Here is a 21,412-nt window from a genome sequence, read left to right on the forward strand (position 1 = left end):
CGTCCCATGTGTTCAGGCGGCACCGCCCGAGCGCAGGCCGTCCAGGTCGGCCTTGAGGGTGTCGACCGGGATCGCGAATCCGAGGCCGACGCTGCCGGCCGTGGAGCCGCCGCCGGAACTGGGCGAATACATGGCCGAATTGATTCCGATGATCTCGCCGTTCATATTGATCAGCGCGCCGCCGGAATTACCGGGATTGAGCGAGGCGTCGGTCTGGATCGCCTTGTACGTGGTCTTCGAGGAGCCGGTGTCGCCGTTGAACTGCCGGCCGCCGAACTCGAACGGCCACCCCTGGCTCGGGTCCCACTGCTGGCCCTGGCCGCCCTGACCGCTGCCCTGGTCCTGGCCCTGGCCGCCCTCCTTGGCGACGGTCACGTCGCGGTCGAGCGCGGAGACGATGCCGCTGGTGACGGTGCCGGTCAGGCCCTCGGGGGAGCCGATCGCCACGACCTCGTCGCCGACCCGCAGCTTGGAGGAGTCGCCGAGCGTGGCCGCCTTGAGGCCGGAGGCGCCCTCCAGCTTGATCAGCGCCAGGTCCTTGTCCGGGTCGGTGCCGACGACCTTGGCGTCGTAGCTCTTGCCGTCGGAGGTCTGCACCTTGATCTGGGAGGCGCCCGCGATCACGTGGTTGTTGGTGACGATCTCGCCGTCCCCGGTGATGATCACGCCGGAGCCGGTGGACTTGCCGGAGGTCGAGCTCGCGGAGATCTCCACGATGGACGGGGAGACCGCCTGGGCGACCCCGGCGACCGTGCCCTTGCTGCTCGCCGACACGTTGGTGCCGCTCACCGAGCCGCTCGCGGTGGTGGCGCCGTCGGAGGTCCAGCGCTCCACGAGGGTCGCGGTGCCGCCGCCGACCGCCGCGGCGGCGATGGCCACGGCCGCCATCAGGCCGACGCCCCGCTTGGCCCGGCGGCGCGGGCCGGGGGCGGGCGCCGGGGCGGCGAACGCGGGCTCCTGCGGGGGCGGCGGCGGCGAGGACCAGCCGCCGGCCGGGGCGTGCCCGCCGGACGGCCAGACGGTGGTGCCCGGCTCGGTGCTGATGGGCTCCGCCGGGTCGTACGGCGGCCGCGGCGGGTAGTACGGCTGCTGGGGCTGCTGGTTGTCCGTCATGGCTACGACTCTCGGATCCGTTCATGAGAACGGCCTGAGCACGGGGTGAGAAGCCCGACAGAAGTGCGTATGCCCGATATAAAGGCGTCCTGGGTGCTCAGCCGCAGCCGCAGGAGCGGCGCACGATCAGCGCCGACGGGAACTGCTTCACCCGCTCGCGGCGCGAGCCCGAGACCCGGATCGAGTCGTCGAGCACCAGGTCCACCGCCGCCCGGGCCATCGCCGGACGGTCCGAGTAGACCGTGGTCAGCGGCGGGTCGCTCAGCGCCGCCTCCTTGACGTCGTCGAAGCCCGCCACGGCGAGCTCGGTCGGCACGTCGATGCGCAGCTCACGGGCGGCCCGCAGCACGCCGAAGGCCTGGTCGTCGGTGGAGCAGAAGATGGCCGGCGGCCGGTCGGGCCCCGCGAGCAGCTTCAGCGCCACCTGGTAGGCGTCGTAGCGGTTGTACGGCGCCTGGAAGAGCCGGCCCTCGACGGAGAGCCCCGCCTCCACCATGGCCCGCCGCCAGCCCTCCTCGTGGTCGGCGACCGGGTCGCCGACGGCCGGGGTGTTCGGGATGCCGCCCATGCAGGCCACGTACGGGTGCCCGTGCTCCAGGAGGTGCCGGGTGGCGAGCTGGGCGCCGCCGATGTCGTCGGTGACGACGGCGACGTCGTCGATCGCCTCAGGGCGCTCGTGCAGCAGCACCACCCGCGCGTCCCAGGCCTCGATCTCGCTCGCGGCCTGCTCGCTCATGCCCTGGCTGACCAGGATCAGACCGGAGACCCGCATGCCGAGGAAGGCCCGCAGATAGTGGATCTCGCGCTCGGTGCGGTAGTCGGAGTTGCCGACGAGCACCATCTTCCCGCGCTCGGCGGCGGCCTGCTCGACCGCGTGCGCCATCTCCGCGAAGAAGGGCTGGCGGGCGTCCGGGACGACCATGCCTATGAGATCCGTGCGCCGGGACGCCATCGCCTGGGCCACCCGGTCCGGGCGGTAGCCCAGCTCCTTGATGGCGGCGAGGACACGCTCGCGCGTGGCCGGGGCGACCGGCCGGGGTCCGTTGTTGATGACGTAACTCACGACCGCGGTCGAAGTACCCGCCAGTCGCGCTACGTCATCCCGCGTCACCTTGGCCACGCGCGGCAGTCTACGCGGGGTGACCTACCTGACGGCAGGTCGCGTTGTGGCATACGCCACGTCAGCGGTCCTCCACCGGAGTGAGTTCCCGCGCGGCTTCCTTGACGAAGTCGTTCGCGCGCGCCAGCTTCTCGGACTTCTCGGGCTTCTCGGGCGTGACGAAGCGGTAGCCGACGTTGCGGACGGTGCCGATCAGCGACTCGTGCTCCGGGCCCAGCTTGGCCCGCAGACGCCGTACGTGGACGTCCACCGTTCGGGTGCCGCCGAAGTAGTCGTAGCCCCAGACCTCCTGGAGCAGCTGGGCGCGGGTGAAGACCCGGCCCGGGTGCTGGGCCAGGTACTTGAGAAGCTCGAACTCCTTGAAGGTCAGGTCCAGGACCCGGCCCTTCAGCTTGGCGCTGTACGTCGCCTCGTCCACGGACAGGTCGCCGTTGCGGATCTCCATGGGGGAGTCGTCCGCGACGATCTGCCGGCGGCCCGTCGCGAGCCGCAGCCGGGCCTCGACCTCGGCCGGGCCCGCGGTGTCGAGGAGCACGTCGTCGATGCCCCAGTCGGCGGTGACGGCCGCGAGACCGCCCTCCGTGACGACCAGGATCAGCGGGCTGCCGAGCCCCGTGGAGCGCAGCAGCTGGCACAGCGAGCGCACCTGCGGGAGGTCGCGCCGCCCGTCGACGAGGATCACGTCCGCGCCGGGGGTGTCCACGAGTGCCGGGCCCTCGGCGGGGGCCACGCGCACGCTGTGCAGCAGCAGGCCGAGGGCGGGCAGCACCTCGGTCGACGGCTGGAGGGCGTTGGTCAGGAGCAGCAGTGAGCTCATCGCGTCCCCCCTGCCGGGGTTGCCTGTGTCGTCGGTCGGTCGTGCTTCGTACGCTCGTCCATGACGTCGGTTCCTCCTCGGTCCCTGCGAGGACGTCTGCGGCACTGCTTTCTGTTCTCACCTGCGGCTCTCGCGCCCTGAGAGCTTTCGGTAATCCATCCGTAACAACGGTCGGAAAACACAAAAGGACCCGGGGGCTGCGTCGCCCGGATCCTCTGGCAAGCAGAATAGCCCACATGAGTTCCGAGGCAGAGAGCCGATTTCACATGGTGGATGTTTCCTCGCTCACTTCCGTCCATGATCGCGACGCCCGCCGCACGACGCTGCGTACCGATGACGGTGTCCGGATCGAGGCGGTTTACGAACCGGCCACCGCAAGTGTCACCGATACGGCGGTCGTGGTCGCGCACGGGTTCACCGGGTCGGTCGACCGCCCCGCGCTCCGGCGCGCCGTCCTCGCCCTGCGGGAGCACGCGCATGTCGTCTCCTTCTCCTTCCGCGGCCACGGCGGCTCCGGCGGCCGCTCGACCGTCGGCGACCGGGAGGTCCTCGACCTGGCGGCGGCCGTCCGCTGGGCCCGTGAGCTCGGGCACACCCGGGTGGCGACGGTCGGCTTCTCCATGGGCGGCTCGGTCGTCCTGCGGCACGCCGCCCTGGAGCGCGGCACCGACGCCCGCACCGACGCCGTCGCCGCCGTCAGCGCCCCGGCCCGCTGGTACTACCGGGGGACGCCCCCGATGCGGCGGGTGCACTGGGTGGTGACCCGGCCGGTCGGCCGGCTGGTCGGGCGCTACGGGCTCGGCACCCGGATCGACAGCCGGGACTGGGACCCGGTGCCGCTCTCCCCGGTCGAGGCGGTGCCGCTGATCGCGCCGACCCCGCTGCTGATCGTGCACGGCGACCGCGACGCGTACTTCCCGCTCGACCACCCCCGCAGCCTCGCCGCCGCGGCGCCCGGGGGCGGGGCGGAGCTGTGGCTGGAGCGCGGGATGGGGCACGCGGAGAACGCGGCCGACGAGGAGCTGCTCCACCGGCTCGGCGGCTGGCTCGCCCGGCCATAGCCCATCATGGGGGGCGGCGCGCAGACGAACGAAGGGAGTGCCGCTATGGCAGCGGGAACCATCCGCTACTGGGCCGCGGCGAAGGCGGCCGCCGGTGTGGCCGAGGAGCCGTACACCGCGCGGACCCTGGCCGAGGCGCTCGACGCGGCCCGTGAGAGGCACCCCGGCGAGCTCGTCCGGGTCCTCCAGCGCTGCTCGTTCCTGATCGACGGCGACCCCGTCGGCACCCGCGCCCATGAGACGGTACGGCTGGCGGAGGGCGGCACGGTCGAGGTGCTCCCCCCGTTCGCAGGAGGGTGAACCGCACACCATGAGCAGTGACCAGCACTATCCATACGAGCCGCAGGGCAGCGGCCAGGCCGGTCAGCCGTACGACCCGCACGTCACCCAGACGTGGGAGGGGCAGACCTGGGACACCCAGTACCAGCCGACTGTGCGGCCCCAGCAGCCCCAGCAGCCCCAGCCGGTCTCGTACGAGGCGCAGGGCGGGTACGCCTACGACGCCTACGCGTACGGCACCGGCGGGCACCCGCTGCCGCCCGAGAGCCCGGCCGCGTACCAGCCGGTGTACGAGGCGCCCGTGTACGAGGCGCCCGTGCCCGTGTACGAGGCGCCCGCGCCCGTGCCCGCGGCCTTCGCCGTCGCCGAGCCGGAGGCCCCCGCGTACTCCAGCCCCACCATGGGCGGCAACGCCCGGATCACCGACGCCCAGCGGGCCCGCGCCGAGGGCCGTTCGCCGGTCATCGAGCCCGGGATGCGGCCCGCCGCGCTGACCGCCGTGCTCGGCGTGCTGCTCGCGGTGGGCGCCTCCGTCGGCTCGTACGCGCTGCTCGTGCCGCTGCTGCTGCTCCAGGCGGTCACCGCGGCCGGCTGGTTCCGGCTCAACGGCATGTGGCCGGCCCGGCAGGGCATCGCGCTGGCCTTCCTGGGCGGCGTCACCGCCGACGTCGCGCTGCTCGCCGCCGGCCGGGAGAACGCCCCCGCCGCGATCCTGGGCACCCTCGGCGTCTGGGTGCTGCTCACGCTCGTGCTCCAGCTGCGCAGCCACGCCGATCCGGACGAGCGGATGTACGGCCTGATGGCGACGGTCGCCTCGGCGGCCCTCGCGGTCCTGGCCGCCGGGCACCTCGGCGCCGAGCCGGACGCGGTGGTCGTCGGCGGGGCCGCGGTCGCCGCCGCGGTCCTGGCCCGCGCGGTGCCGCTGCCCGGACCCGCCTCCGTGGTCGTGGCGCTGCTCGCGGCGGCGGGCGCCGGCATCGCCGCCGGCGGGCTCACCGAGTTCGGCACCTCCGGCGCGCTGCTCGGCCTGGCGGCCGGGGCGTGCGCCCTGATCGGGCTGCGGGTGGCCAGCTACGACTACCCCTCCCGCTTCGTGCACATGACGGCCGGTGTCGCGCTGCCGCTGACCGCCGCCGCGCCCGCCGTCTACCTGCTGGGACGTGCCCTGGCGTAACCGCCGCCACATCCCGAAGGGGAACCGTCCGGCCCTCCGACACGTCGATCTTCGTGTCGGAGGGCCGGAGTCGTTCCGGCGCGTCGTCGGCGAACGTCCCAGCACCTCTCGGGGGGAAGAACACCATGCGAGCACTGCGGATTGTGCTGATCCTGGCCGTCGTGCTCGGGGGGATCCTGGCCGGAGTGGACCGCCTTGCCGTGGCCTACGCGGAGTCGGAGGCGGCCGACCGGGTGCGGCTCGGAGCCGTACGGGCCGAGTCCACCGACGTCGACATCAAGGGCTTCCCCTTCCTCACCCAGGCCGCCGACCAGCGCCTGGACGAGGTCGAGGTGCGGCTGACGGGCGTCCAGGCGAGCGCCGGGGGCCGTCCGGTGCGCATCGGCGAGCTGACCGCCACCCTGCGCGACGTCACCCTGGGCGAGGGGTACACGAGCGCCCGCGCGGCGACCGCCGACGGCACCGCGCTGATCTCCTACGCGGACCTGGGCGCTGCCTCCGGCCGGGACGTGAAGGTCGCCTACGGCGGCGACGGCAAGCTGAAGGTCACCGGCGGGGTGCACCTCCTCGGCCGCACGCTCACCCGCAGCGTGCTGTCCACGGTCACCCTGGTGAGCGACGACACCCTCCGGGTGCGGGCCGACGAGGTGCCCGGCGAGGGCATCCCGGGCCTTGAGGACCTGGTGCGCGCCCGCACGGACTTCGACCGCCGCATCGAGGGGCTGCCGAAGGGCATGCGCCTGACGAAGGTGGAGGCCCGCGCGGACGGCCTCGCGGTGACGGTGACCGGCAAGGACGTGGTCCTGGCGGGCTGAGCGCCCGCCGCCGCGCCTGGAGCCCGCGGGGGTCCCCGTACCACCCGAAAACAGCCCATCCCGGGCCCGTTGATCACATGCTGAGACGCCCGCGTCCGATCCGCAGATGCGGAACCGGGACACGCCACCCCACGGGCCTCCCCGCGCCCCGCCCTTCTCCTCGTATCCCACATGCCGGACGATCGCGTCTCAAAATACGACACACCGGTGACACGGCCGCCTGTCCGTCCCTACGATCGAGGGCATGAAGCGACAGGCGGATCTCACGAAGCGGCGGGCAGTAGACCTGTGCCGCGTCGCCGCCATGCTCTGTCGCTCCGTCTGAGCGGGACGCACTGCTCCCGTATTCCTCAGGCCCTCCGACGTGACGTCGGGGCCGCCCTTGCGCAGCAGCACCACCATCGCCCGCATGCGATGGCGCGTACCCGCACAAACTGCACGAACCGCCGCACACTGCCCCGGAGGAGAACAGCATGGCTCGCAGCGACGTCCTGGTCGACGCCGACTGGGTCGAGGCCAACCTCGACAACCCCCAGGTCGCCCTGGTCGAGGTCGACGAGGACACCTCGGCCTACGAGAAGAACCACATCCGCAACGCCATCCGGATCGACTGGACCAAGGACCTCCAGGACCCGGTCCGCCGTGACTTCATCGACCAGGAGGGCTTCGAGAAGCTCCTCTCGGCCAAGGGCATCGGCAACGACACCACGGTCGTCCTCTACGGCGGCAACAACAACTGGTTCGCCTCGTACGCCTACTGGTACTTCAAGCTCTACGGCCACCAGGACGTCAAGCTGCTCGACGGCGGCCGCAAGAAGTGGGAGCTCGACTCCCGCGACCTGGTCGACGGCTCCGAGGTCCCGAACCGCCCGGCCACGGAGTACAAGGCCAAGGCCCAGGACTCCTCGATCCGCGCCTTCCGCGACGACGTCGTGGCCGCGATCGACGTGCAGAACCTGGTCGACGTGCGTTCGCCCGACGAGTTCTCCGGCAAGCTGCTCGCCCCGGCCCACCTCCCGCAGGAGCAGTCGCAGCGTCCGGGCCACGTCCCGTCCGCCCGCAACATCCCGTGGTCGAAGAACGCCAACGACGACGGCACCTTCAAGTCGGACGAGGAGCTGAAGGCCCTCTACGAGGCCGAGCAGGTCGACCTGGCGAAGGACACCGTCGCCTACTGCCGCATCGGCGAGCGCTCCGCGCTCACCTGGTTCGTCCTGCACGAGCTCCTTGAGGTCCCGAACGTCAAGAACTACGACGGCTCGTGGACCGAGTACGGCTCCCTCGTCGGCGTGCCGATCGAGCTCGGCGCCAACAAGTAACCCTCCCCGGTACCCCGGACCCCTCGACCGTAAGGAATCCCACCATGTGTGGAGCGCAGCCCGGCGGCCCCGACGCCTCGACGATCAAGCCCGGTGAGACCACCATCCAGGGCTTCGTGACCAAGGACGGCCAGCCCGTCACCGGTTACGTCCGCCTCCTGGACTCGACCGGCGAGTTCACGGCCGAGGTCCCCACCTCCGCCACCGGCCAGTTCCGCTTCTACGCGGCCGAGGGCACCTGGACCGTCCGCGCCCTGGTCCCCGGCGGCACCGCCGACCGCCAGGTCGTGGCCCAGAAGGGTGGCCTCGCGGAGGTCGCCATCGCGGTCTGATCCGCGCACTGTGAACGGCCGGAGGGCCGTGCCTCCTGGGGGGTTGGACGCCATCACCAGGACCGGGGCACGGCCCTTCGGCTTGCCTGCGGCCGTCTTGCGTCCGGTCGTATTCTGAAGGTGTGTACGCACGGCGTCGGCGCGTCTATTTCTGGATGATGGGTGCCTGCCTGGTCCTGTTCGTGGGCGCCTGGGCCGTCGTGCGCCTCTTCTCGATCCCCGTCGCCATCGGCATGTGCGTGGTCGCCATGGTCATCCCCCCGGTCGCCGCGATGGTGGCGAACCGGAGAGGGCCCGAGGACCGCTGGTGGGACGACCCCTCGGGCGACCGGCAGTCGGACGAGTGGTGGGACGAGCTCGACGGCAAGAAGCGCCGGGACCAGGACGAGGACCGGGGCTGAGCGGCGGGCGTCAGTAGACCAGCGCCTGCGTCTCCTCGCCCATGACCTCCTGGACGAAGACCTGCGCGCCCGCGATGCGGACGCCCTTCAGGACGTCCTGCTCGGTGATCTCGCGGCGGGTCGCGCACTGGGTGCAGAGGGTGATGCGGCCGGCCGCCAGGATCGAGTCGATCAGGTCCGGCAGCGGCGCGGCGTGCGGCAGCTCGAAGTCGGCCGCGCGGCCCGGGAGCGCGAACCACGAGGACTCGCCGGTCAGCCAGAGCGAGACCTCCACCCCGCTGGCGACGGCGACGGCCGCCACCGTGAAGGCCTGGGAGCAGCGTTCGGGGGCGTCGGCCCCGGCGGTCACCTTGATCACGAGCTTCTTCGCCATATACCGAACTGTAATGCGGGCTTCCACAACCCCTCGCGGGTCTCACGTGTCAGTTGGGTGCGCGGATAACGGAATCCGCCGTTCTAGTCTCGTGGGGGGACTGTTTTGGAAGCGACAGAAGCGGTGGAATCCGCACAGGACGGCCCAGTGGCCGCCGCGGACCCTGCGCCCGAACCCGCGCCCGCGCCGGTTCCCGACGCGCCGGTTGCCGCCGGACCGGTTGCCGACGCGCCGCGCCCGAAGCGCCGTATCGGCCGTACGGTCGCGCTGATCGCCGTCGCCGCCGTCCTCGGCGTCATCGGCGGCACGGCCGTCGGCTACGGCGTCCAGGCCCAGCGCGAGCCCACCGCGCTGCCCGCCCTCAACCAGCCGGACCTCGCCTACCCGGCCAAGCCCCTGCCGAAGGGCCAGAAGCCGGAGCCGCTGTCGGCGGCGGAGGACCACCAGGCCAAGAGGGACGGGGACCTGCGCAAGCTGCTGCTGCCCCGCCCGGCCGGAGCCCGCGAGGGCGAGTTCGCGCCCCGCGACGGCTGGTACGACGTCTCCGCGTACTCGGCGCGGTTCAAGGACGAGAGCTGGATGCTCGAATTCCTCAACGAGAACCGGGTACGCCGGATCGCCATGCGCACCTGGGACTCGGGCAAGGACCGTACGACGATCGTGCAGCTGGTCCAGTTCCGGGACTCCTCCACTCCCGGCGCCGTCGAGCATGCCGACTCGCAGCGGAGCTACATGGCGGAGAAGGAGCACGCGGGCAACGAGGGCGACCCGCTCAAGGGCAGCGGCAACGGCCGCTACTACATCTACCCGGTGTCGAAGGAGGCCGGCTACCTCGACCTCCACCACGCCCGCGCCGTCTTCCAGCGGGGTGACGTGATGGTCGACATCACGATCTACGACACGAAGAAGATCAGTAAGAGCGACATCCGCTCGCTGGCCGAGAAGCAGCTGGAGCGCCTGTGAGCGAGCACCCGATCCCCGAGGTGACCGAGGTGACCGAGGTGGCCGAGCAGTCCGAGGAGACCCCGGTGGCGCGCAAGGGCGGAGGGATCGGGCGGAAGCTGCTCACCGTCGCCCTGCCCGCCGTCCTGGTGCTCGGCGCGGCCGGCGGCGGCATCGCGTACACCGCCGTGACGGTCTCGGACGCCGACCGCTCGGCGGAGACCATCGCCTGGCAGAAGCCGGCCGCGAAGAACGAGAAGGCGGGCGACGACCCCGCCGCGGCGACCCTCAAGGGCCGCGCGGACACCCCGATGAGCAAGCTGCTGCTGCCCGCCCCCAGCGGCTTCCACCTCGGCCCCGACATCGACTCGTACGGGAACGACGGCGAGCTGAGCGGGAAGGAGGCGGCCGCGCTCCTCAAGAACGACGCCCGCGGACTCTCCGGCAAGAAGCGCCGCGCCTACGAGAAGCAGATCGAGCGGTTCGGCGTGCAGGGCATCGGCGTGCGCTCGTTCGCCTCGGACTCCGACGACCTCGTCGTGGAGGTGCGGATCGTCCGGATGAAGGACCGGAAGTGGATCGCCGACCTGCACCGGGTCAAGGGGGAGATCGCCGGGGTCCTGGAGTTCCCCAAGGGACCGAAGATCCCGGGCCACCGGAACTCGGCCTGCTACCTGATGCCGGACTTCGACCAGGAGCGCGACGGCGACAAGGCCGACCCGGAGTCGGATCTCGGCGGCATGTCCTGCTCCGCGTACGACTCCGACCTGCTGGTCTCCGTCGTGGCGTACGGCTCGGCGCCCTTCGAGAAGAGCTCCGTCGCCGAGCTGGTGAAGAAGCAGCTCGACCACATCAAGTCCCCGGGGGAGTACGTATGAGTGAGCAGCAGACGATCCCCGAGGTCGTCCCTGAGGCGGTCCCTGAGGCCGTCACGGAGACGGTCACCGAGGCCGTCCCTGAGGTCGGCCCCGAGTCGGTCACCGAGGCCGTCCCTGAGGCCGTCCCCGAGTCGGTCCCCGAGACCGTCCCCGAGGCGGACCAGGAGTCCGGCGCCGTGCCCGCGAAACGGCCGCGGCGCGTGCTCGCCGCGGTCGCCCGCTGGACGGCGGCCGTGCTGGTCTTCGGTGGTGTCGGCGCGGGTACCGCGGCCGGGATCACCTCGATGGAGCGCGGCGACGTACCGGGTCTCGCCACCGAGAGCGACGGCCGGTGGGAGTACCCGCGGCTGAGCCTCCCGGCGCTGCCCGAGGGCTCCCCGCGGCCGTTCACCTACGGCAACGAGGCGGAGATCCACCACGCCGACCTGCGCCGGCTGCTGCTGCCCGCCCCGGCGGGCGCGACCGTCGACCCGAAGGCGGACGGCGGATGGGTGACCACGGACGCGTTCCTCTCCCCCTACGGGAAGGACGACCGGGCCGCTCTCGCGCAGACCCTCGCCGACTCGACGCTGCGCCACATCACGGCCCGGTCGTGGACGATGCCGGATGGCACGCGGAGCAGCGTCCACCTGCTGCGGTTCTCCTCGGTCGCGTACGCCGAGCAGTTCAAGGACGCGCTGGTGGCCTCGGACGACGGCGACGTCGTGCCGGAGGTCCTGCCCACGGGCGTGGAGGGCGCGAAGTTGGAGGGGTACGGCGACGACATCGAGGTCGAGGGCACCCGGCCGTACATCTACCAGGAGCCGAAGCCGTACGGCCCCGAGCAGACCCGTTGGGCGTACATCCAGGCCGGGGACACGGTCGCGGTCGTCCTCCAGTCCCGCAAGGGCGAGGCGGCGGCCGTCCCCTTCCAGCAGACGGTGACTCTCCAGAACCAGCTCCTCGGCTGATCGTCGCCCCGCGACGTCCGAGAGACACCTCACCGAGAGGGCCGGGCCCCCGCCCACTAAGCTGGGGTCCGGCCCGTTCCGCCTTCACCGCTCATTCGAGGAGCACCAAAGTGATCGTTTTCTTCGAAGTCCTGCTGGCGCTCGTCTGCGTTGCGGTCCTCGCCTTCGCCGGGCTGACCGTGAAGAAGCTGTACCAGGGCCAGCGCTAACCACTCCTTCACAGATCGCCTGAGCTGCTCATGATCTCGATTCCGTCCGACCTCAATCCGGACCTCGTCCCCCTCGCGTTCCTCCTCGGCACGTGGGAAGGCGCGGGCGTCTCCGACTTCCCCGGCGCCGAGAAGTGCAACTTCGGTCAGTCCGTGACGTTCAGCCACGACGGCCGTGACTTCCTGGAGTACCACTCGCACAGCTGGGTCCTGGACGCGGACGGCAACCAGGTCCGCCCGCTGGAGAGCGAGAGCGGCTACTGGCGCATCGACAAGGACCGCAAGGTCGAGATCGTCATGGTCCGCGACCAGGGCATCGTCGAGGTCTGGTACGGCGAGCTCGCCGACCAGAAGCCGCAGATCGACATCGTCACCGACGCCGTCGCGCGCACCGCGGCCTCCGGCCCGTACAGCGGTGGCAAGCGGCTGTACGGCTACGTGAAGAGCGACCTCATGTGGGTGGGCGAGAAGTCCACCCCCGAGGTCCCGCTGCGGCCGTACATGTCGGCGCACCTGAAGAAGGTCGTCACGCCCGAGGAGGTCGCCGAGATGGCGCGCAACCTCCCCGACATGCCCGACGACGGCATCGCCTTCTTCAAGTAGGCCGGGCCGTACCCCATCCCACGGGCCGCCGCGCCCTCCTACACTGGGGGGCGTGGTGAGCATCGACTGGAAGAGCGATCTGAGGCAGCGCGGCTACCGGCTGACGCCTCAGCGTCAGCTTGTCCTGGAGGCCGTGGACGCGCTGGAGCACGCGACTCCGGACGACATCCTCGTCGAGGTCCGCAGGACCGCCTCCGGGGTCAACATCTCCACCGTCTACCGGACCCTTGAGCTCCTGGAGGAGCTCGGTCTGGTCAGCCACGCCCATCTGGGGCACGGCGCGCCGACCTACCACCTCGCCGACCGGCACCACCATCTGCACCTGGTCTGCCGGGACTGCACCGAGGTCATCGAGGCCGATGTCGAGGTGGCCGCCGACTTCACGGCGAAGCTGCGCGAGACCTTCGGCTTCGAGACCGACATGAAGCACTTCGCGATCTTCGGCCGCTGCCGGGACTGCGCCCGGAAGGCCGCCGACGCCGAGTCGTAGTCTTGGGGGCATGAAGAGCCCCCTGCTGTCCCTGCCCGGCGCGGTCCCCGCCGAGGGCCGTGACGAGGGCGTCGCCGCGCACTACGGCGACCTGTTCCGCGAGCAGCGGACCCTCGCCGACGGCACCGGTTTCGTCGACCTCTCGCACCGCGGCGTCATCACCGTCACCGGCGACGACCGGCTGAGCTGGTTGCACCTGCTGGTCACCCAGCACGTCAGCGACCTGCCGCCGGGACAGGCCACCGAGGCGCTGATCCTGTCCGCGAACGGGCACATCGAGCACGCCCTGTACCTCGTCGACGACGGCGAGACGGTCTGGGCGCACATCGAGCCGGGCACCCGCGCCGAGCTGGTCGCGTACCTGGAGTCGATGAAGTTCTTCTACCGGGTCGAGGTCGCCGACCGCACCGAGGACTTCGCGGTCGTGCACCTCCCGGCCGGTTCCATCGCCCCGCTGCCCGAGGGCGCGGCGGTGCGCGAGACCGCGTACGGGCGGGACGTCTTCCTGCCGCGCGACGGCCTGGAGGCCTTCGCGGCCTCGCACGGTCCGGCCGCCGGCATCCTCGCGTACGAGGCGCTGCGGGTCGAGGCGCACCGGCCGCGGCTCGGCTTCGAGACCGACCACCGGACGATCCCGCACGAGCTCGGTCTGATCGGCAGCGCCGTCCACCTCCAGAAGGGCTGCTACCGGGGCCAGGAGACGGTCGCGCGGGTGCAGAACCTGGGCAAGCCGCCGCGCCGCCTGGTCTTCCTGCACCTGGACGGCAGCGAGGTGCTGCTGCCCGGGCACGGCACCCCGGTACGGCTCGCCGCGGACGGCGAGGAGGGCCGCCAGCTGGGCTTCGTCACCAGCTCGGCGCGCCACCACGAGCTCGGGCCGATCGCGCTGGCCCTGGTGAAGCGGAACGTGCCGGTGGACGCCGACCTGGTGGTGGGGACGACCGCCGCCGCGCAGGAGACGGTCGTCGAGCCGTAGGGCCGGTCGGACGGGCCCCGGGACCGGCCTCGGGGCCGGTCCCTCAGACCTCGATCAGCACCGTGAACGGGCCCTGGTTCGTGAGCGACACGCGCATGTCCGCTCCGAACCTGCCCGTCTCCACGCGGGCGCCCAGCTCCCTCAGCCGGGCCACCACCTCGTCGACGAGGGGCTCGGCGACCGGGCCGGGCGCCGCCGCGTTCCAGGTGGGGCGGCGGCCCTTGCGGGCGTCCCCGTAGAGCGTGAACTGCGAGATGACGAGCAGCGGCGCGCCCACGTCGGAGCAGGACTTCTCGTCCTCCAGCACCCGGACGGACCAGAGCTTTCTGGCCAATTGCGCCGCCTTCTCGGGGGTGTCGTCATGGGTCACCCCGACCAGGACGCACAGCCCCTCGCCGACGATCTCTCCGACGGTCTCCCCTGCGACGACGACACTCGCGCCGTCCACCCTCTGCACCACTGCTCGCATGCGCACCAACCTACCGATCGCCCCGGCGGCCGAAGGATCGAGGGCCGAACGGGTGCCGACCGCCTGCGTCGGCCGGGTCCCGAGTGGCACCATGCGTGTCAGGCGGTGCGGTTCCGCACCGGTCGAGGGGACGAATCTCATGAGTGCACCTGGCACCGGGCACACGCCGTCCGGTCCCGTTCCGCTGTTCCGAACCGGCGGCGCCGTCGGGCGCCCGCCCGCGCAGCGGAGCGCCGAGCCCGACCTGCCGGAGCGGCCGCGGCCCGATCTCGGCGCGCTGCGGCTGCCCGAGCTGCGCGCGCTGCGCCGCGACGCGCAGGGCGACGAGGCCGACCTCAGCTACGTACGGCGGATGCTGCAAGGCCGGATCGACATCTTGCGCGCCGAGCTGGCGCGGCGCAGCGATCCGGAGGCGCCGGTCCTGGACCGGCTCTCGGAGATCCTGGCCGACGCGCCGTCGCGGCCGGGGGCGGCGGCCCGGTCGGCGCGGCACGTGACGCTGTCGACGCCGCGCAGCGAGGAGTACCGGCGGCTCGCGGCCGAGATGCTGTCCGAGGTCGAGCTGTCCGACCTGTCGGCGCGTACGGACGACGAGCTGCACACGGCGATGGGGCGGCTGGCCGGGTACGAGCAGCAGGTGTCCCGGCGCAGGCACGAGCTCCAGCGGACCGCCGACGACTGCAGCGCGGAGATCGCCCGCCGGTACCGGGAGGGCGAGGCGCAGGTCGACGACCTGCTGGCCTGACGGGCCCGGGGAAACTCGCGTGCGGGGCGCGTCGGGCGGCGCATAGGTTGGCCGGATGAGCCTTGAGGTGCGCGCGATCGACGAGTCCGAGTTCGCCGACTGGCTGCGGGCGCTCCGCACCGGCTTCCTGCGGCCCCCGGTCGTGCCGGACGCCGAGGTCGCGGACCGGCTTCCGCACATGGACCTCTCCCGGGTCCTCGGCGCCTTCGACCGGGGCCGGCTCGTCGCCACCTTCCACTCCTTCGACCAGGAGCTGAGCACGGTCGGCGGCGCGTCCCTCGCGGCGGACGCGGTCAGCGGGGTCACGGTCTCGCCGACCCACCGCAGGCGCGGTCTGCTCAGCGGGATCATGAAGGACGATCTGGCGGCGGCGAAGGAGCGCGGCGACGCGTGCGCGACGCTGATCGCGGCCGAGTACCCGATCTACGGGCGGTTCGGCTTCGGCCCGGCGACCTGGGCGACCGAGTGGTCGGTCGACGTGACCCGGTCCGGGCTCGACGGCCGCCGGGCCGGGGAGGACGGCGGCGGCCGGATCGACCTCACCGACGGCGCCGAGATCCGCGAGAAGGGCCCCGCCCTGCACCGTCGGCTGGCGGCGGCGCGCGCCGGGATCACCGGGCGCACGCCCCGCACCTGGGACGTCGGCACCGGCAACTCCGTCCCGACCCGGCCGTGGACCGAGCCGTTCTACGCGATGTACCGCGCGGAGTCGGGCGAGGTCGAGGGGTACGTGGCCTACACGTCCGACGACGAGTGGAACGACGGCAACCAGCCGGTGCAGACGGCGACCGTGCGCGATCTGGTCGCGGTCACCCCGGCGGCCGAGCGGGCGCTGTGGCGGTTCGTGTGCTCGATCGACTGGATCACCACGGTCCGCTCCGGCCTCCGCGCCCCCGACGACCTGCTGCCGCTGCTGCTGCCCGATCCGCGCGCGGCGCGGGTGGTGACCCACACCGACATGCTGTGGCTGCGGATCCTCGACGTACCGAAGACGCTGGAGCCGCGTACGTACGCGGCCGAGGGCACCCTCGTCCTCGACGTGCGGGACCCGGCGGGCCTGGCGGCCGGGCGCTACCGCCTGGACACCTCGCCGACCGGTGCCTCCTGCGTGCCGACGGACGCCTCGCCGGACCTGGTCCTGGACGTGGCGGACCTCTCCCGGCTGGCGCTGGGCGACGAGTCGGCGTCGCGGCTCGTGGCGCTGGGCCGGGTGGAGGAGGCCAGGGCGGGCGCGGCGGACCTGGCTGACCTGCTGCTGCGGTCGGCGCGGCGGCCGTGGTCGATGGACATCTTCTGACACGCCGGCCGCCGCCCTCGCCCGCCGTCGAGTGACGGGGGCTCCGGCGGCGGCGCGTTCGGTCGGCTGTCACGCCGCCATGGTCAGCTCGCTCTTCACGGACTTGGGCGTACGGAGGAGGGTGAAGGCGATCCCGAAGGCGGCGACGAGGAGTCCGGCGCCGACGGCGAAGGCCAGGTGGTAGCCGCCGGTGAGGGCCTCGGCGACCGGGCGGCCCGCGGCGGTGAGGGACTCGGTGCGGGCGGCGGCGAGGGTGGAGAGGACCGCGATGCCGAGCGCCATGCCGATCTGCTGGGTGGTGTTGAAGAGGCCGGAGGCGAGGCCCGCGTCCGCCTCCTTGGCGCCGGACATGCCGAGCGCGGTCAGCGCGGGCAGAGCGAGCCCGAACCCGGCGCCGAGCAGCATCACCGGCAGCAGGTCGAGGGTGTACGAGGCGTGGACGGGGAGGCGGGCGAGCAGCAGGAGCATCGCGATGAGCAGGGCGATGCCGGTGAGCAGGATGTTCCGCTCGCCGAAGCGGGCGATGAGCCGGGTGGAGAGGCCGAGGGAGACGACGCCGACGACGACGGCGGCGGGCAGCATGCCGAGGCCGGTCTCGGCGGCGCTGTAGCCGAGGACCTGCTGCATGTGGAGGGCGACCAGGACCTGGAAGGAGAACAGGGCGGCGACCATCAGCATCTGGACGAGGTTGGCGCCGGCGACGCTGCGGGAGCGCAGGACGCGCAGCGGCATCAGGGGCTCGGCGGCGGTGGCCTGGCGGACGAGGAAGCCGGCGAGGAGGGCGAGGGCGAGGGCGCCGAGGCCCAGGGTGTGGGCGGAGCCGGCCCCGTACTCCTCGATCTTGACGACCGCGTAGATGCCGGTCATGAGGCCGGAGGTGACGAGCAGGGCGCCGAGGAGGTCGGCGCGGCCGCGGGTGGCGGCGGGGCGGTCGGCGGGCAGCGCGGGGAGGGCGGCGAGGAGGGCGGCGAGGCCGATGGGGAGGTTGATGAAGAAGATCCAGTTCCAGGCGAGCGCGTCGGTGAGGACGCCGCCGAGGACCTGCCCGATGGAGGCGCCGGCCGCGCCGGTGAAGCTGAACACGGCGAAGGCCTTGGCGCGTTCGCGGGGTTCGGTGAAGAGGGTGACGAGGATGCCGAGGCTGACGGCGGAGGCCATCGCGCTGCCGACGCCCTGGAGGAACCGGGCGGCGATCAGGACCCCGGGGGAGGTGGCGAGCCCGGCGAGCACGGAGGCGGCGGTGAAGACCGCGGTCCCGGCGAGGAACATGCGCTTGCGGCCGAGCAGGTCGCCGAGGCGCCCGGCGAGGAGGAGCAGGGCGCCGAAGGCGATGAGGTACGCGTTGACGACCCAGCTGAGGCCGGCGGGGGAGAAGCCGAGGTCGCTCTGGATGGCGGGCATGGCGACGGTGACGATGCTGCCGTCGAGGATCGTCATCAGCATGCTGGTGGCGAGGACGCCGAGGGCGGTCCAGCGTGAGGTGGGCATGACGGTGTCTCCCTTTCGGGGCGGAGTGGGGCGGGTTGGCGCGGGTGGCGACAGAAGGAACGCTAACAGATAGTCCCGTTGCAGACTATCTATCTCTGGACTGTCTATCTCAGTCGTACTGAGTACCCTGGCTGTATGACCTCCATGGCGCCCACCCGCACCGAGCCCGACCTCTCCTACCTCCTCGACCACACCAGCCATGTTCTGCGCACGCGGATGGCCGCCCGGCTCGGCGAGATCGGGCTGACCGCGCGCATGCACTGCGTGCTGGTCCACGCGCTGGAGGAGGAGCGCACGCAGGCGCAGCTCGCCGAGATCGGCGACATGGACAAGACGACGATGGTGGTCACCGTCGACGCCCTGGAGAAGGCCGGCCTCGCCGAACGCCGCCCGTCCAGCACGGACCGGCGCGCCCGCATCATCGCGGTCACGGAGAAGGGCGCGAAGGTCGCGAGAAAGAGCCAGCAGATCGTCGACTCGGTCCACGAGAACGCCCTGTCCTCCCTCCCCCCCGAGCCCCGCGAAGCCCTCCTCCACGCCCTGAACCTCCTGGCCACCCACCACCTCGCGACCCCGGTGGAGGGCCCGCACGGCGCGCGTCGGGCACGGCAGGCGAAGTGACGGGTCGCTGTGACAGAACTATTGCAAGCGTCTGCTTGCAATAGTTAGCGCGGGCTGGCAGGGTCGGGGGCATGGCATCGCTCAACGTCGGCAATCTTGGTGAGTACCTCCGTGAACAGCGGCGCACCGCGCAGTTGTCGTTGCGGCAGCTCGCCGATGCCGCGGGCGTGTCGAATCCGTATCTGAGTCAGATCGAGCGAGGGCTGCGCAAGCCCTCGGCCGAGGTGTTGCAGCAGGTCGCCAAGGCGCTGCGGATCTCCGCCGAGACGCTGTACGTGCGGGCCGGGATCCTCGACGAGAAGGAGCGGGACGAGCTGGAGACGCGAGCCGTCATCCTGGCCGATCCCTCGATCAACGAGCGGCAGAAGCAGGTGCTGCTCCAGATCTACGACTCCTTCCGCAAGGAGAACGCCGCCGAAGCCGCGCAGGCCGCCGAGCAGCAGGCGCACCAGCCGCCGCAGCCCACCGAGACGTAAACCTCCGGGAGGACCACGACCATGGCCATCATCGACGAACTCCGTACCCCCCTCTACTTCGCCGCCGGCACCGCCGACCTCGCCGTCCAGCAGGCCAAGAAGGTGCCCGGTCTGATCGAGCAGATCGCCGCCGAGGCCCCGTCCCGGATCGAGGCCGTCAAGAAGACGGACCCGAAGGCCGTGCAGGAGAAGGCTCAGGCGAAGTTCGCCGAGCTCGTGGGCGGTCTCGACACCGACCTGAAGAAGCTGGGCGAGCAGGCCCAGGACCTGGCCCTGCGCGGGGTCGGCGTCGCCGCCGAGTACGCGGTCAAGGCGCGCGAGAAGTACGAGGAGCTCGCCGCCCACGGCGAGGAGACCGTGAAGGCCTGGCGCGGCGAGGTCGCCGAGGAGATCGTCGAGATCGCGGTTGTCGTCGAGCCGGAGTCGGAGGCGGAGACGGAGACGAAGGCGGAGGCCGAGGCCGAGGCCGCTTCCGACGAGGAGGGCGCCGAGCCCGCCAAGCCCGCGCGCAAGACCACCGCCCGCAAGGCGTCCGCCAAGAAGGAAGCGGTTGCCGAGTAGGAGCGGGTCGGGCACCAAAATCGGTGTCCGGGGCGTTGTAACGGGTACGTTGGCCGCGAGGCGCTCTCTTCACTCACCTAGGCGGTGCACAGCATGTTGCGCGACGGATTCGACTCGATTCTGTGGCTTGTGGTCGGTCTGGTCTTCCTCGGCATGGCCGTCGCCGCCCTCGTGTTCGCCGCCATGGCGCGCGAGGACGCGTACCGCGCCGCGGAGAAGCAGACCAAGAAGTTCTGGCTGATCCTGCTGGGGATCAACCTCGTCCTCAACCTGCTGCTGCCGATGCTCTTCCTCCAGATCGCCGGACTCATCGCCGCCATCGTCTTCATGGTCGACGTGCGCCCCGCGCTCCGCGAGGTGTCCGGCGGCGGTGGCCGGGGCGGGCGCGGTGGCGGTGGCGGTTCCAGCAGTGACGGGCCGTACGGGCCGTACAACGGTGGGCGTTAGGCACGCCGAGACAACACGTGACGCACAGGCCCCGGGTTCAGTTCCGGGGCCTGTCCCGTTCCAGGGCCAGGACGGCCACGTCGTCCGTCAGCTCGCCGCCGTTCAGGGAGCGGACCTCCGTCACCGCCGCGTCCAGGAGCTCCTCGCCCCGCAGGCCCGCCGCCAGCTGCCGGTTGATCATCTCGACCATCCCGTCCTGGCCGAGCCGCGGCGAACCGGGGCCCGCCGAGCGGCCCTCGATCAGGCCGTCCGTGTACATCAGCAGGCTCCACGCCGCGCCCAGCTCCACCTGGCGGCGCGGCCAGCGCGCGCGGGGCAGCAGGCCGAGGGCGGGGCCCCCGTCCTCGTACGGCAGGAGGCGGGCCACGCTGCCGTGCCGGGCGATCAGCGGCGCGGGGTGTCCGGCCAGGCACAGGCCGGCCCGGCGTCCGTCGGGCGCTATGTCGACCGTGCACAGGGTCGCGAAGATCTCCTCGCTCTCCCGCTCGTGCTCCAGGACCTGCTGCATCGTGGAGAGCAGCTCGTCCCCGCACAGCCCGGCGAAGGTCAGCGCCCGCCAGGCGATCCGCAGCTCCACGCCGAGCGCCGCCTCGTCGGGGCCGTGCCCGCAGACGTCGCCGATCATGGCGTGGACGGTGCCGTCGGGCGTCCGCACGGTGTCGTAGAAGTCGCCGCCGAGCAGCGCCCGGGACCTGCCGGGGCGGTAGCGCGCGGCGAAGCGCAGGTCGGAGCCCTCCAGGAGCGGGGTCGGCAGCAGGCCGCGCTCCAGCCGGGCGTTCTCCTGGGCGCGCAGCCGCGACTCGGTGAGCTTGACCTGGACGACGTCGGCCCGCTTGCGCTCGACGGCGTAGCGGATGGCGCGGCTCAGCAGCCTGCCGTCCAGCTCCTCGCGGAAGAGGTGGTCCTGGGCCCCGACCCGTACCGCCTCGGCCGCGAGCCCGGCGTCCGCCGAGGCGGCGAGGGCGAGGACGGCGTGGCGCGGGGCGAGCCGCAGGATGTGCCGGAGCGGCGCGAGCGGGTCGTCGTCGGCCGTGCGCGGTACGGGCAGCGCGAGGTCGACGAGCACGCAGTGCACGTCGTCGGTGAGCAGCCGCTCGGCCTCGGTGAGGTTGCGGGCGGTACGGATGCGGAGCCGGGTGCCGGCCGCGTCGAGCAGTTCGGGTACGGCGAGGGCGCCCGCCGGGTCGTCCTCGACGACCAGGAGCGTGAGGTCGGTGGCGGGGCCGGTGGCGGTGCCGGGTTCCGGGAGAGAATCGATTCTCTGCCGCGGTACGGATGCGGGCATCGGTCTGGTTTCCTTCCCTCCCCCCGAGGGCCGGGGACCGACCATAGCGGTACGGCGCGGCGCGGTGGAACGTCGATCACACGGTGGACCGGGGATCGGCGCTGGCATATGCCGCGGATGGGGAGGTAGCCGCCCGCGGGCCGCCCGCGGGCCGATGAGAAACGTCACGTC

The 21,412-nt window shown here is 72.2% G+C and carries 27 protein-coding genes; 20 read left to right on the forward strand and 7 right to left on the reverse strand.

The features are described 5' to 3' along the window. Positions 1-12: 12 nt before the first annotated feature. The 3 genes from ABTZ54_RS03010 to ABTZ54_RS03020 all read right to left on the reverse strand — a co-directional run bounded on the left by ABTZ54_RS03010 (position 13) and on the right by ABTZ54_RS03020 (position 3,050). Positions 13-1,113: a S1C family serine protease gene (locus ABTZ54_RS03010; protein WP_351656563.1), complete on the reverse strand. Its 1,101-nt coding sequence runs from the start codon at positions 1,111-1,113 to the stop codon at positions 13-15. Positions 1,114-1,210: 97 nt separating this feature from the next. Beyond that, positions 1,211-2,233, reverse strand: coding sequence for a LacI family DNA-binding transcriptional regulator (locus ABTZ54_RS03015; protein WP_351656566.1), 1,023 nt, complete (start codon positions 2,231-2,233; stop codon positions 1,211-1,213). A 61-nt stretch (positions 2,234-2,294) separates the two neighbouring features. Then, positions 2,295-3,050 carry a winged helix-turn-helix transcriptional regulator gene (locus ABTZ54_RS03020; RefSeq protein ID WP_351656569.1) on the reverse strand — a complete coding sequence of 252 codons (756 nt, stop codon included), beginning with the start codon at positions 3,048-3,050 and terminating at the stop codon, positions 2,295-2,297. A 236-nt stretch (positions 3,051-3,286) separates the two neighbouring features. On the opposite strand from ABTZ54_RS03020, the gene ABTZ54_RS03025 reads away from it, so the two are divergent. The 8 genes from ABTZ54_RS03025 (at position 3,287) to ABTZ54_RS03060 (ending at position 8,431) form a co-directional block, all read left to right on the forward strand. Then, positions 3,287-4,111 (forward strand): alpha/beta hydrolase, encoded by an 825-nt coding sequence (locus tag ABTZ54_RS03025; RefSeq protein WP_502997172.1) that lies wholly within the window; start codon positions 3,287-3,289, stop codon positions 4,109-4,111. 45 nt (positions 4,112-4,156) lie between these two features. Beyond that, a complete protein-coding gene (locus ABTZ54_RS03030; RefSeq protein ID WP_351656575.1) occupies positions 4,157-4,411 on the forward strand; it encodes a MoaD/ThiS family protein in 255 nt (84 codons plus the stop codon). Between the two features lie 10 nt (positions 4,412-4,421). Beyond that, complete coding sequence (locus tag ABTZ54_RS03035; RefSeq protein ID WP_351656579.1) at positions 4,422-5,564, forward strand: hypothetical protein; 1,143 nt, start codon at positions 4,422-4,424, stop codon at positions 5,562-5,564. A gap of 125 nt (positions 5,565-5,689) precedes the next feature. Next, positions 5,690-6,379 carry an LmeA family phospholipid-binding protein gene (locus tag ABTZ54_RS03040; protein ID WP_351656582.1) on the forward strand — a complete coding sequence of 230 codons (690 nt, stop codon included), beginning with the start codon at positions 5,690-5,692 and terminating at the stop codon, positions 6,377-6,379. Positions 6,380-6,623: 244 nt separating this feature from the next. After that, positions 6,624-6,704 (forward strand): putative leader peptide, encoded by an 81-nt coding sequence (locus ABTZ54_RS03045; protein ID WP_350497993.1) that lies wholly within the window; start codon positions 6,624-6,626, stop codon positions 6,702-6,704. 148 nt (positions 6,705-6,852) lie between these two features. Continuing rightward, positions 6,853-7,698, forward strand: a complete 846-nt coding sequence (locus tag ABTZ54_RS03050) for a sulfurtransferase (RefSeq protein ID WP_351656586.1) — start codon at positions 6,853-6,855, stop codon at positions 7,696-7,698. Positions 7,699-7,742: 44 nt separating this feature from the next. Further along, the gene (locus ABTZ54_RS03055; protein ID WP_046908577.1) at positions 7,743-8,030 is read left to right on the forward strand and encodes a DUF1416 domain-containing protein; all 288 of its coding nucleotides are present in this window, start codon (positions 7,743-7,745) and stop codon (positions 8,028-8,030) included. Between the two features lie 122 nt (positions 8,031-8,152). Next, the gene (locus ABTZ54_RS03060; RefSeq protein WP_502997173.1) at positions 8,153-8,431 is read left to right on the forward strand and encodes a DUF3099 domain-containing protein; all 279 of its coding nucleotides are present in this window, start codon (positions 8,153-8,155) and stop codon (positions 8,429-8,431) included. A gap of 10 nt (positions 8,432-8,441) precedes the next feature. On the opposite strand, the gene ABTZ54_RS03065 is transcribed toward ABTZ54_RS03060, so the two are convergent. Next, positions 8,442-8,804: a DsrE family protein gene (locus ABTZ54_RS03065; protein ID WP_351656590.1), complete on the reverse strand. Its 363-nt coding sequence runs from the start codon at positions 8,802-8,804 to the stop codon at positions 8,442-8,444. A gap of 147 nt (positions 8,805-8,951) precedes the next feature. On the opposite strand from ABTZ54_RS03065, the gene ABTZ54_RS03070 reads away from it, so the two are divergent. The 6 genes from ABTZ54_RS03070 (at position 8,952) to ygfZ (ending at position 13,852) form a co-directional block, all read left to right on the forward strand. Further along, positions 8,952-9,767, forward strand: a complete 816-nt coding sequence (locus ABTZ54_RS03070; protein ID WP_351656593.1) for a hypothetical protein — start codon at positions 8,952-8,954, stop codon at positions 9,765-9,767. Beyond that, positions 9,764-10,624 (forward strand): hypothetical protein, encoded by an 861-nt coding sequence (locus tag ABTZ54_RS03075; protein WP_351656596.1) that lies wholly within the window; start codon positions 9,764-9,766, stop codon positions 10,622-10,624. The genes ABTZ54_RS03070 and ABTZ54_RS03075 overlap by 4 nt, the downstream gene beginning before the upstream one ends. After that, a complete protein-coding gene (locus ABTZ54_RS03080; protein WP_351656599.1) occupies positions 10,621-11,574 on the forward strand; it encodes a hypothetical protein in 954 nt (317 codons plus the stop codon). The genes ABTZ54_RS03075 and ABTZ54_RS03080 overlap by 4 nt, the downstream gene beginning before the upstream one ends. Before the next feature lie 239 nt (positions 11,575-11,813). After that, positions 11,814-12,386, forward strand: a complete 573-nt coding sequence (locus tag ABTZ54_RS03085) for a heme-binding beta-barrel domain-containing protein (RefSeq protein WP_351656602.1) — start codon at positions 11,814-11,816, stop codon at positions 12,384-12,386. Between the two features lie 52 nt (positions 12,387-12,438). Then, positions 12,439-12,876 carry a Fur family transcriptional regulator gene (locus ABTZ54_RS03090; protein WP_351656605.1) on the forward strand — a complete coding sequence of 146 codons (438 nt, stop codon included), beginning with the start codon at positions 12,439-12,441 and terminating at the stop codon, positions 12,874-12,876. 10 nt (positions 12,877-12,886) lie between these two features. After that, positions 12,887-13,852 (forward strand): CAF17-like 4Fe-4S cluster assembly/insertion protein YgfZ, encoded by a 966-nt coding sequence (gene ygfZ / locus ABTZ54_RS03095; RefSeq protein WP_351656607.1) that lies wholly within the window; start codon positions 12,887-12,889, stop codon positions 13,850-13,852. 43 nt (positions 13,853-13,895) lie between these two features. On the opposite strand, the gene dtd is transcribed toward ygfZ, so the two are convergent. After that, a complete protein-coding gene (gene dtd / locus ABTZ54_RS03100; RefSeq protein ID WP_351656610.1) occupies positions 13,896-14,321 on the reverse strand; it encodes a D-aminoacyl-tRNA deacylase in 426 nt (141 codons plus the stop codon). Positions 14,322-14,460: 139 nt separating this feature from the next. On the opposite strand from dtd, the gene ABTZ54_RS03105 reads away from it, so the two are divergent. Together ABTZ54_RS03105 and ABTZ54_RS03110 are read left to right on the forward strand one after the other, a co-directional pair. Beyond that, a complete protein-coding gene (locus ABTZ54_RS03105; protein WP_351656613.1) occupies positions 14,461-15,066 on the forward strand; it encodes an RsiG family protein in 606 nt (201 codons plus the stop codon). A gap of 55 nt (positions 15,067-15,121) precedes the next feature. Then, complete coding sequence (locus ABTZ54_RS03110) at positions 15,122-16,363, forward strand: GNAT family N-acetyltransferase (protein ID WP_351656616.1); 1,242 nt, start codon at positions 15,122-15,124, stop codon at positions 16,361-16,363. Positions 16,364-16,432: 69 nt separating this feature from the next. Here the strand turns inward: ABTZ54_RS03110 and ABTZ54_RS03115 are convergent, their stop codons facing one another. After that, positions 16,433-17,851 carry an MFS transporter gene (locus ABTZ54_RS03115; RefSeq protein ID WP_351656619.1) on the reverse strand — a complete coding sequence of 473 codons (1,419 nt, stop codon included), beginning with the start codon at positions 17,849-17,851 and terminating at the stop codon, positions 16,433-16,435. 135 nt (positions 17,852-17,986) lie between these two features. Here ABTZ54_RS03115 and ABTZ54_RS03120 point away from each other — a divergent pair, with 135 nt between their 5' ends. The 4 genes from ABTZ54_RS03120 (at position 17,987) to ABTZ54_RS03135 (ending at position 19,956) form a co-directional block, all read left to right on the forward strand. Beyond that, positions 17,987-18,472 (forward strand): MarR family winged helix-turn-helix transcriptional regulator, encoded by a 486-nt coding sequence (locus tag ABTZ54_RS03120; protein ID WP_351656621.1) that lies wholly within the window; start codon positions 17,987-17,989, stop codon positions 18,470-18,472. A 71-nt stretch (positions 18,473-18,543) separates the two neighbouring features. Next, positions 18,544-18,948, forward strand: a complete 405-nt coding sequence (locus ABTZ54_RS03125; protein WP_351656624.1) for a helix-turn-helix domain-containing protein — start codon at positions 18,544-18,546, stop codon at positions 18,946-18,948. Between the two features lie 21 nt (positions 18,949-18,969). After that, on the forward strand, positions 18,970-19,509 hold the full coding sequence (locus ABTZ54_RS03130; protein ID WP_351656625.1) for a hypothetical protein: 540 nt from the start codon (positions 18,970-18,972) through the stop codon (positions 19,507-19,509). Between the two features lie 93 nt (positions 19,510-19,602). Further along, on the forward strand, positions 19,603-19,956 hold the full coding sequence (locus ABTZ54_RS03135) for a DUF2516 family protein (protein WP_351656627.1): 354 nt from the start codon (positions 19,603-19,605) through the stop codon (positions 19,954-19,956). Positions 19,957-19,993: 37 nt separating this feature from the next. Here ABTZ54_RS03135 and ABTZ54_RS03140 read toward each other — a convergent pair whose 3' ends face one another. Then, positions 19,994-21,241, reverse strand: a complete 1,248-nt coding sequence (locus tag ABTZ54_RS03140) for a PP2C family protein-serine/threonine phosphatase (RefSeq protein WP_351656629.1) — start codon at positions 21,239-21,241, stop codon at positions 19,994-19,996. Between the last annotated feature and the right edge of the window lie 171 nt (positions 21,242-21,412).

It is taken from the genome of Streptomyces sp. NPDC094032 (assembly GCF_040303965.1).
GTDB lineage: Bacteria > Actinomycetota > Actinomycetes > Streptomycetales > Streptomycetaceae > Streptomyces.

Bases quoted from the DNA above. Each gene is read 5' to 3' on its own strand.
- ABTZ54_RS03010 (WP_351656563.1), bottom strand. From the start codon at position 1,113: ATGACGGACAACCAGCAGCCCCAGCAGCCGTACTACCCGCCGCGGCCG.
- ABTZ54_RS03020 (WP_351656569.1), bottom strand. From the start codon at position 3,050: ATGAGCTCACTGCTGCTCCTGACCAACGCCCTCCAGCCGTCGACCGAG.
- ABTZ54_RS03025 (WP_502997172.1), top strand. From the start codon at position 3,287: ATGAGTTCCGAGGCAGAGAGCCGATTTCACATGGTGGATGTTTCCTCG.
- ABTZ54_RS03030 (WP_351656575.1), top strand. From the start codon at position 4,157: ATGGCAGCGGGAACCATCCGCTACTGGGCCGCGGCGAAGGCGGCCGCC.
- ABTZ54_RS03035 (WP_351656579.1), top strand. From the start codon at position 4,422: ATGAGCAGTGACCAGCACTATCCATACGAGCCGCAGGGCAGCGGCCAG.
- ABTZ54_RS03040 (WP_351656582.1), top strand. From the start codon at position 5,690: ATGCGAGCACTGCGGATTGTGCTGATCCTGGCCGTCGTGCTCGGGGGG.
- ABTZ54_RS03045 (WP_350497993.1), top strand. From the start codon at position 6,624: ATGAAGCGACAGGCGGATCTCACGAAGCGGCGGGCAGTAGACCTGTGC.
- ABTZ54_RS03050 (WP_351656586.1), top strand. From the start codon at position 6,853: ATGGCTCGCAGCGACGTCCTGGTCGACGCCGACTGGGTCGAGGCCAAC.
- ABTZ54_RS03055 (WP_046908577.1), top strand. From the start codon at position 7,743: ATGTGTGGAGCGCAGCCCGGCGGCCCCGACGCCTCGACGATCAAGCCC.
- ABTZ54_RS03065 (WP_351656590.1), bottom strand. From the start codon at position 8,804: ATGGCGAAGAAGCTCGTGATCAAGGTGACCGCCGGGGCCGACGCCCCC.
- ABTZ54_RS03080 (WP_351656599.1), top strand. From the start codon at position 10,621: ATGAGTGAGCAGCAGACGATCCCCGAGGTCGTCCCTGAGGCGGTCCCT.
- ABTZ54_RS03085 (WP_351656602.1), top strand. From the start codon at position 11,814: ATGATCTCGATTCCGTCCGACCTCAATCCGGACCTCGTCCCCCTCGCG.
- ygfZ (WP_351656607.1), top strand. From the start codon at position 12,887: ATGAAGAGCCCCCTGCTGTCCCTGCCCGGCGCGGTCCCCGCCGAGGGC.
- dtd (WP_351656610.1), bottom strand. From the start codon at position 14,321: ATGCGAGCAGTGGTGCAGAGGGTGGACGGCGCGAGTGTCGTCGTCGCA.
- ABTZ54_RS03105 (WP_351656613.1), top strand. From the start codon at position 14,461: ATGAGTGCACCTGGCACCGGGCACACGCCGTCCGGTCCCGTTCCGCTG.
- ABTZ54_RS03110 (WP_351656616.1), top strand. From the start codon at position 15,122: ATGAGCCTTGAGGTGCGCGCGATCGACGAGTCCGAGTTCGCCGACTGG.
- ABTZ54_RS03115 (WP_351656619.1), bottom strand. From the start codon at position 17,851: ATGCCCACCTCACGCTGGACCGCCCTCGGCGTCCTCGCCACCAGCATG.
- ABTZ54_RS03120 (WP_351656621.1), top strand. From the start codon at position 17,987: ATGACCTCCATGGCGCCCACCCGCACCGAGCCCGACCTCTCCTACCTC.
- ABTZ54_RS03125 (WP_351656624.1), top strand. From the start codon at position 18,544: ATGGCATCGCTCAACGTCGGCAATCTTGGTGAGTACCTCCGTGAACAG.
- ABTZ54_RS03130 (WP_351656625.1), top strand. From the start codon at position 18,970: ATGGCCATCATCGACGAACTCCGTACCCCCCTCTACTTCGCCGCCGGC.
- ABTZ54_RS03135 (WP_351656627.1), top strand. From the start codon at position 19,603: ATGTTGCGCGACGGATTCGACTCGATTCTGTGGCTTGTGGTCGGTCTG.
- ABTZ54_RS03140 (WP_351656629.1), bottom strand. From the start codon at position 21,241: ATGCCCGCATCCGTACCGCGGCAGAGAATCGATTCTCTCCCGGAACCC.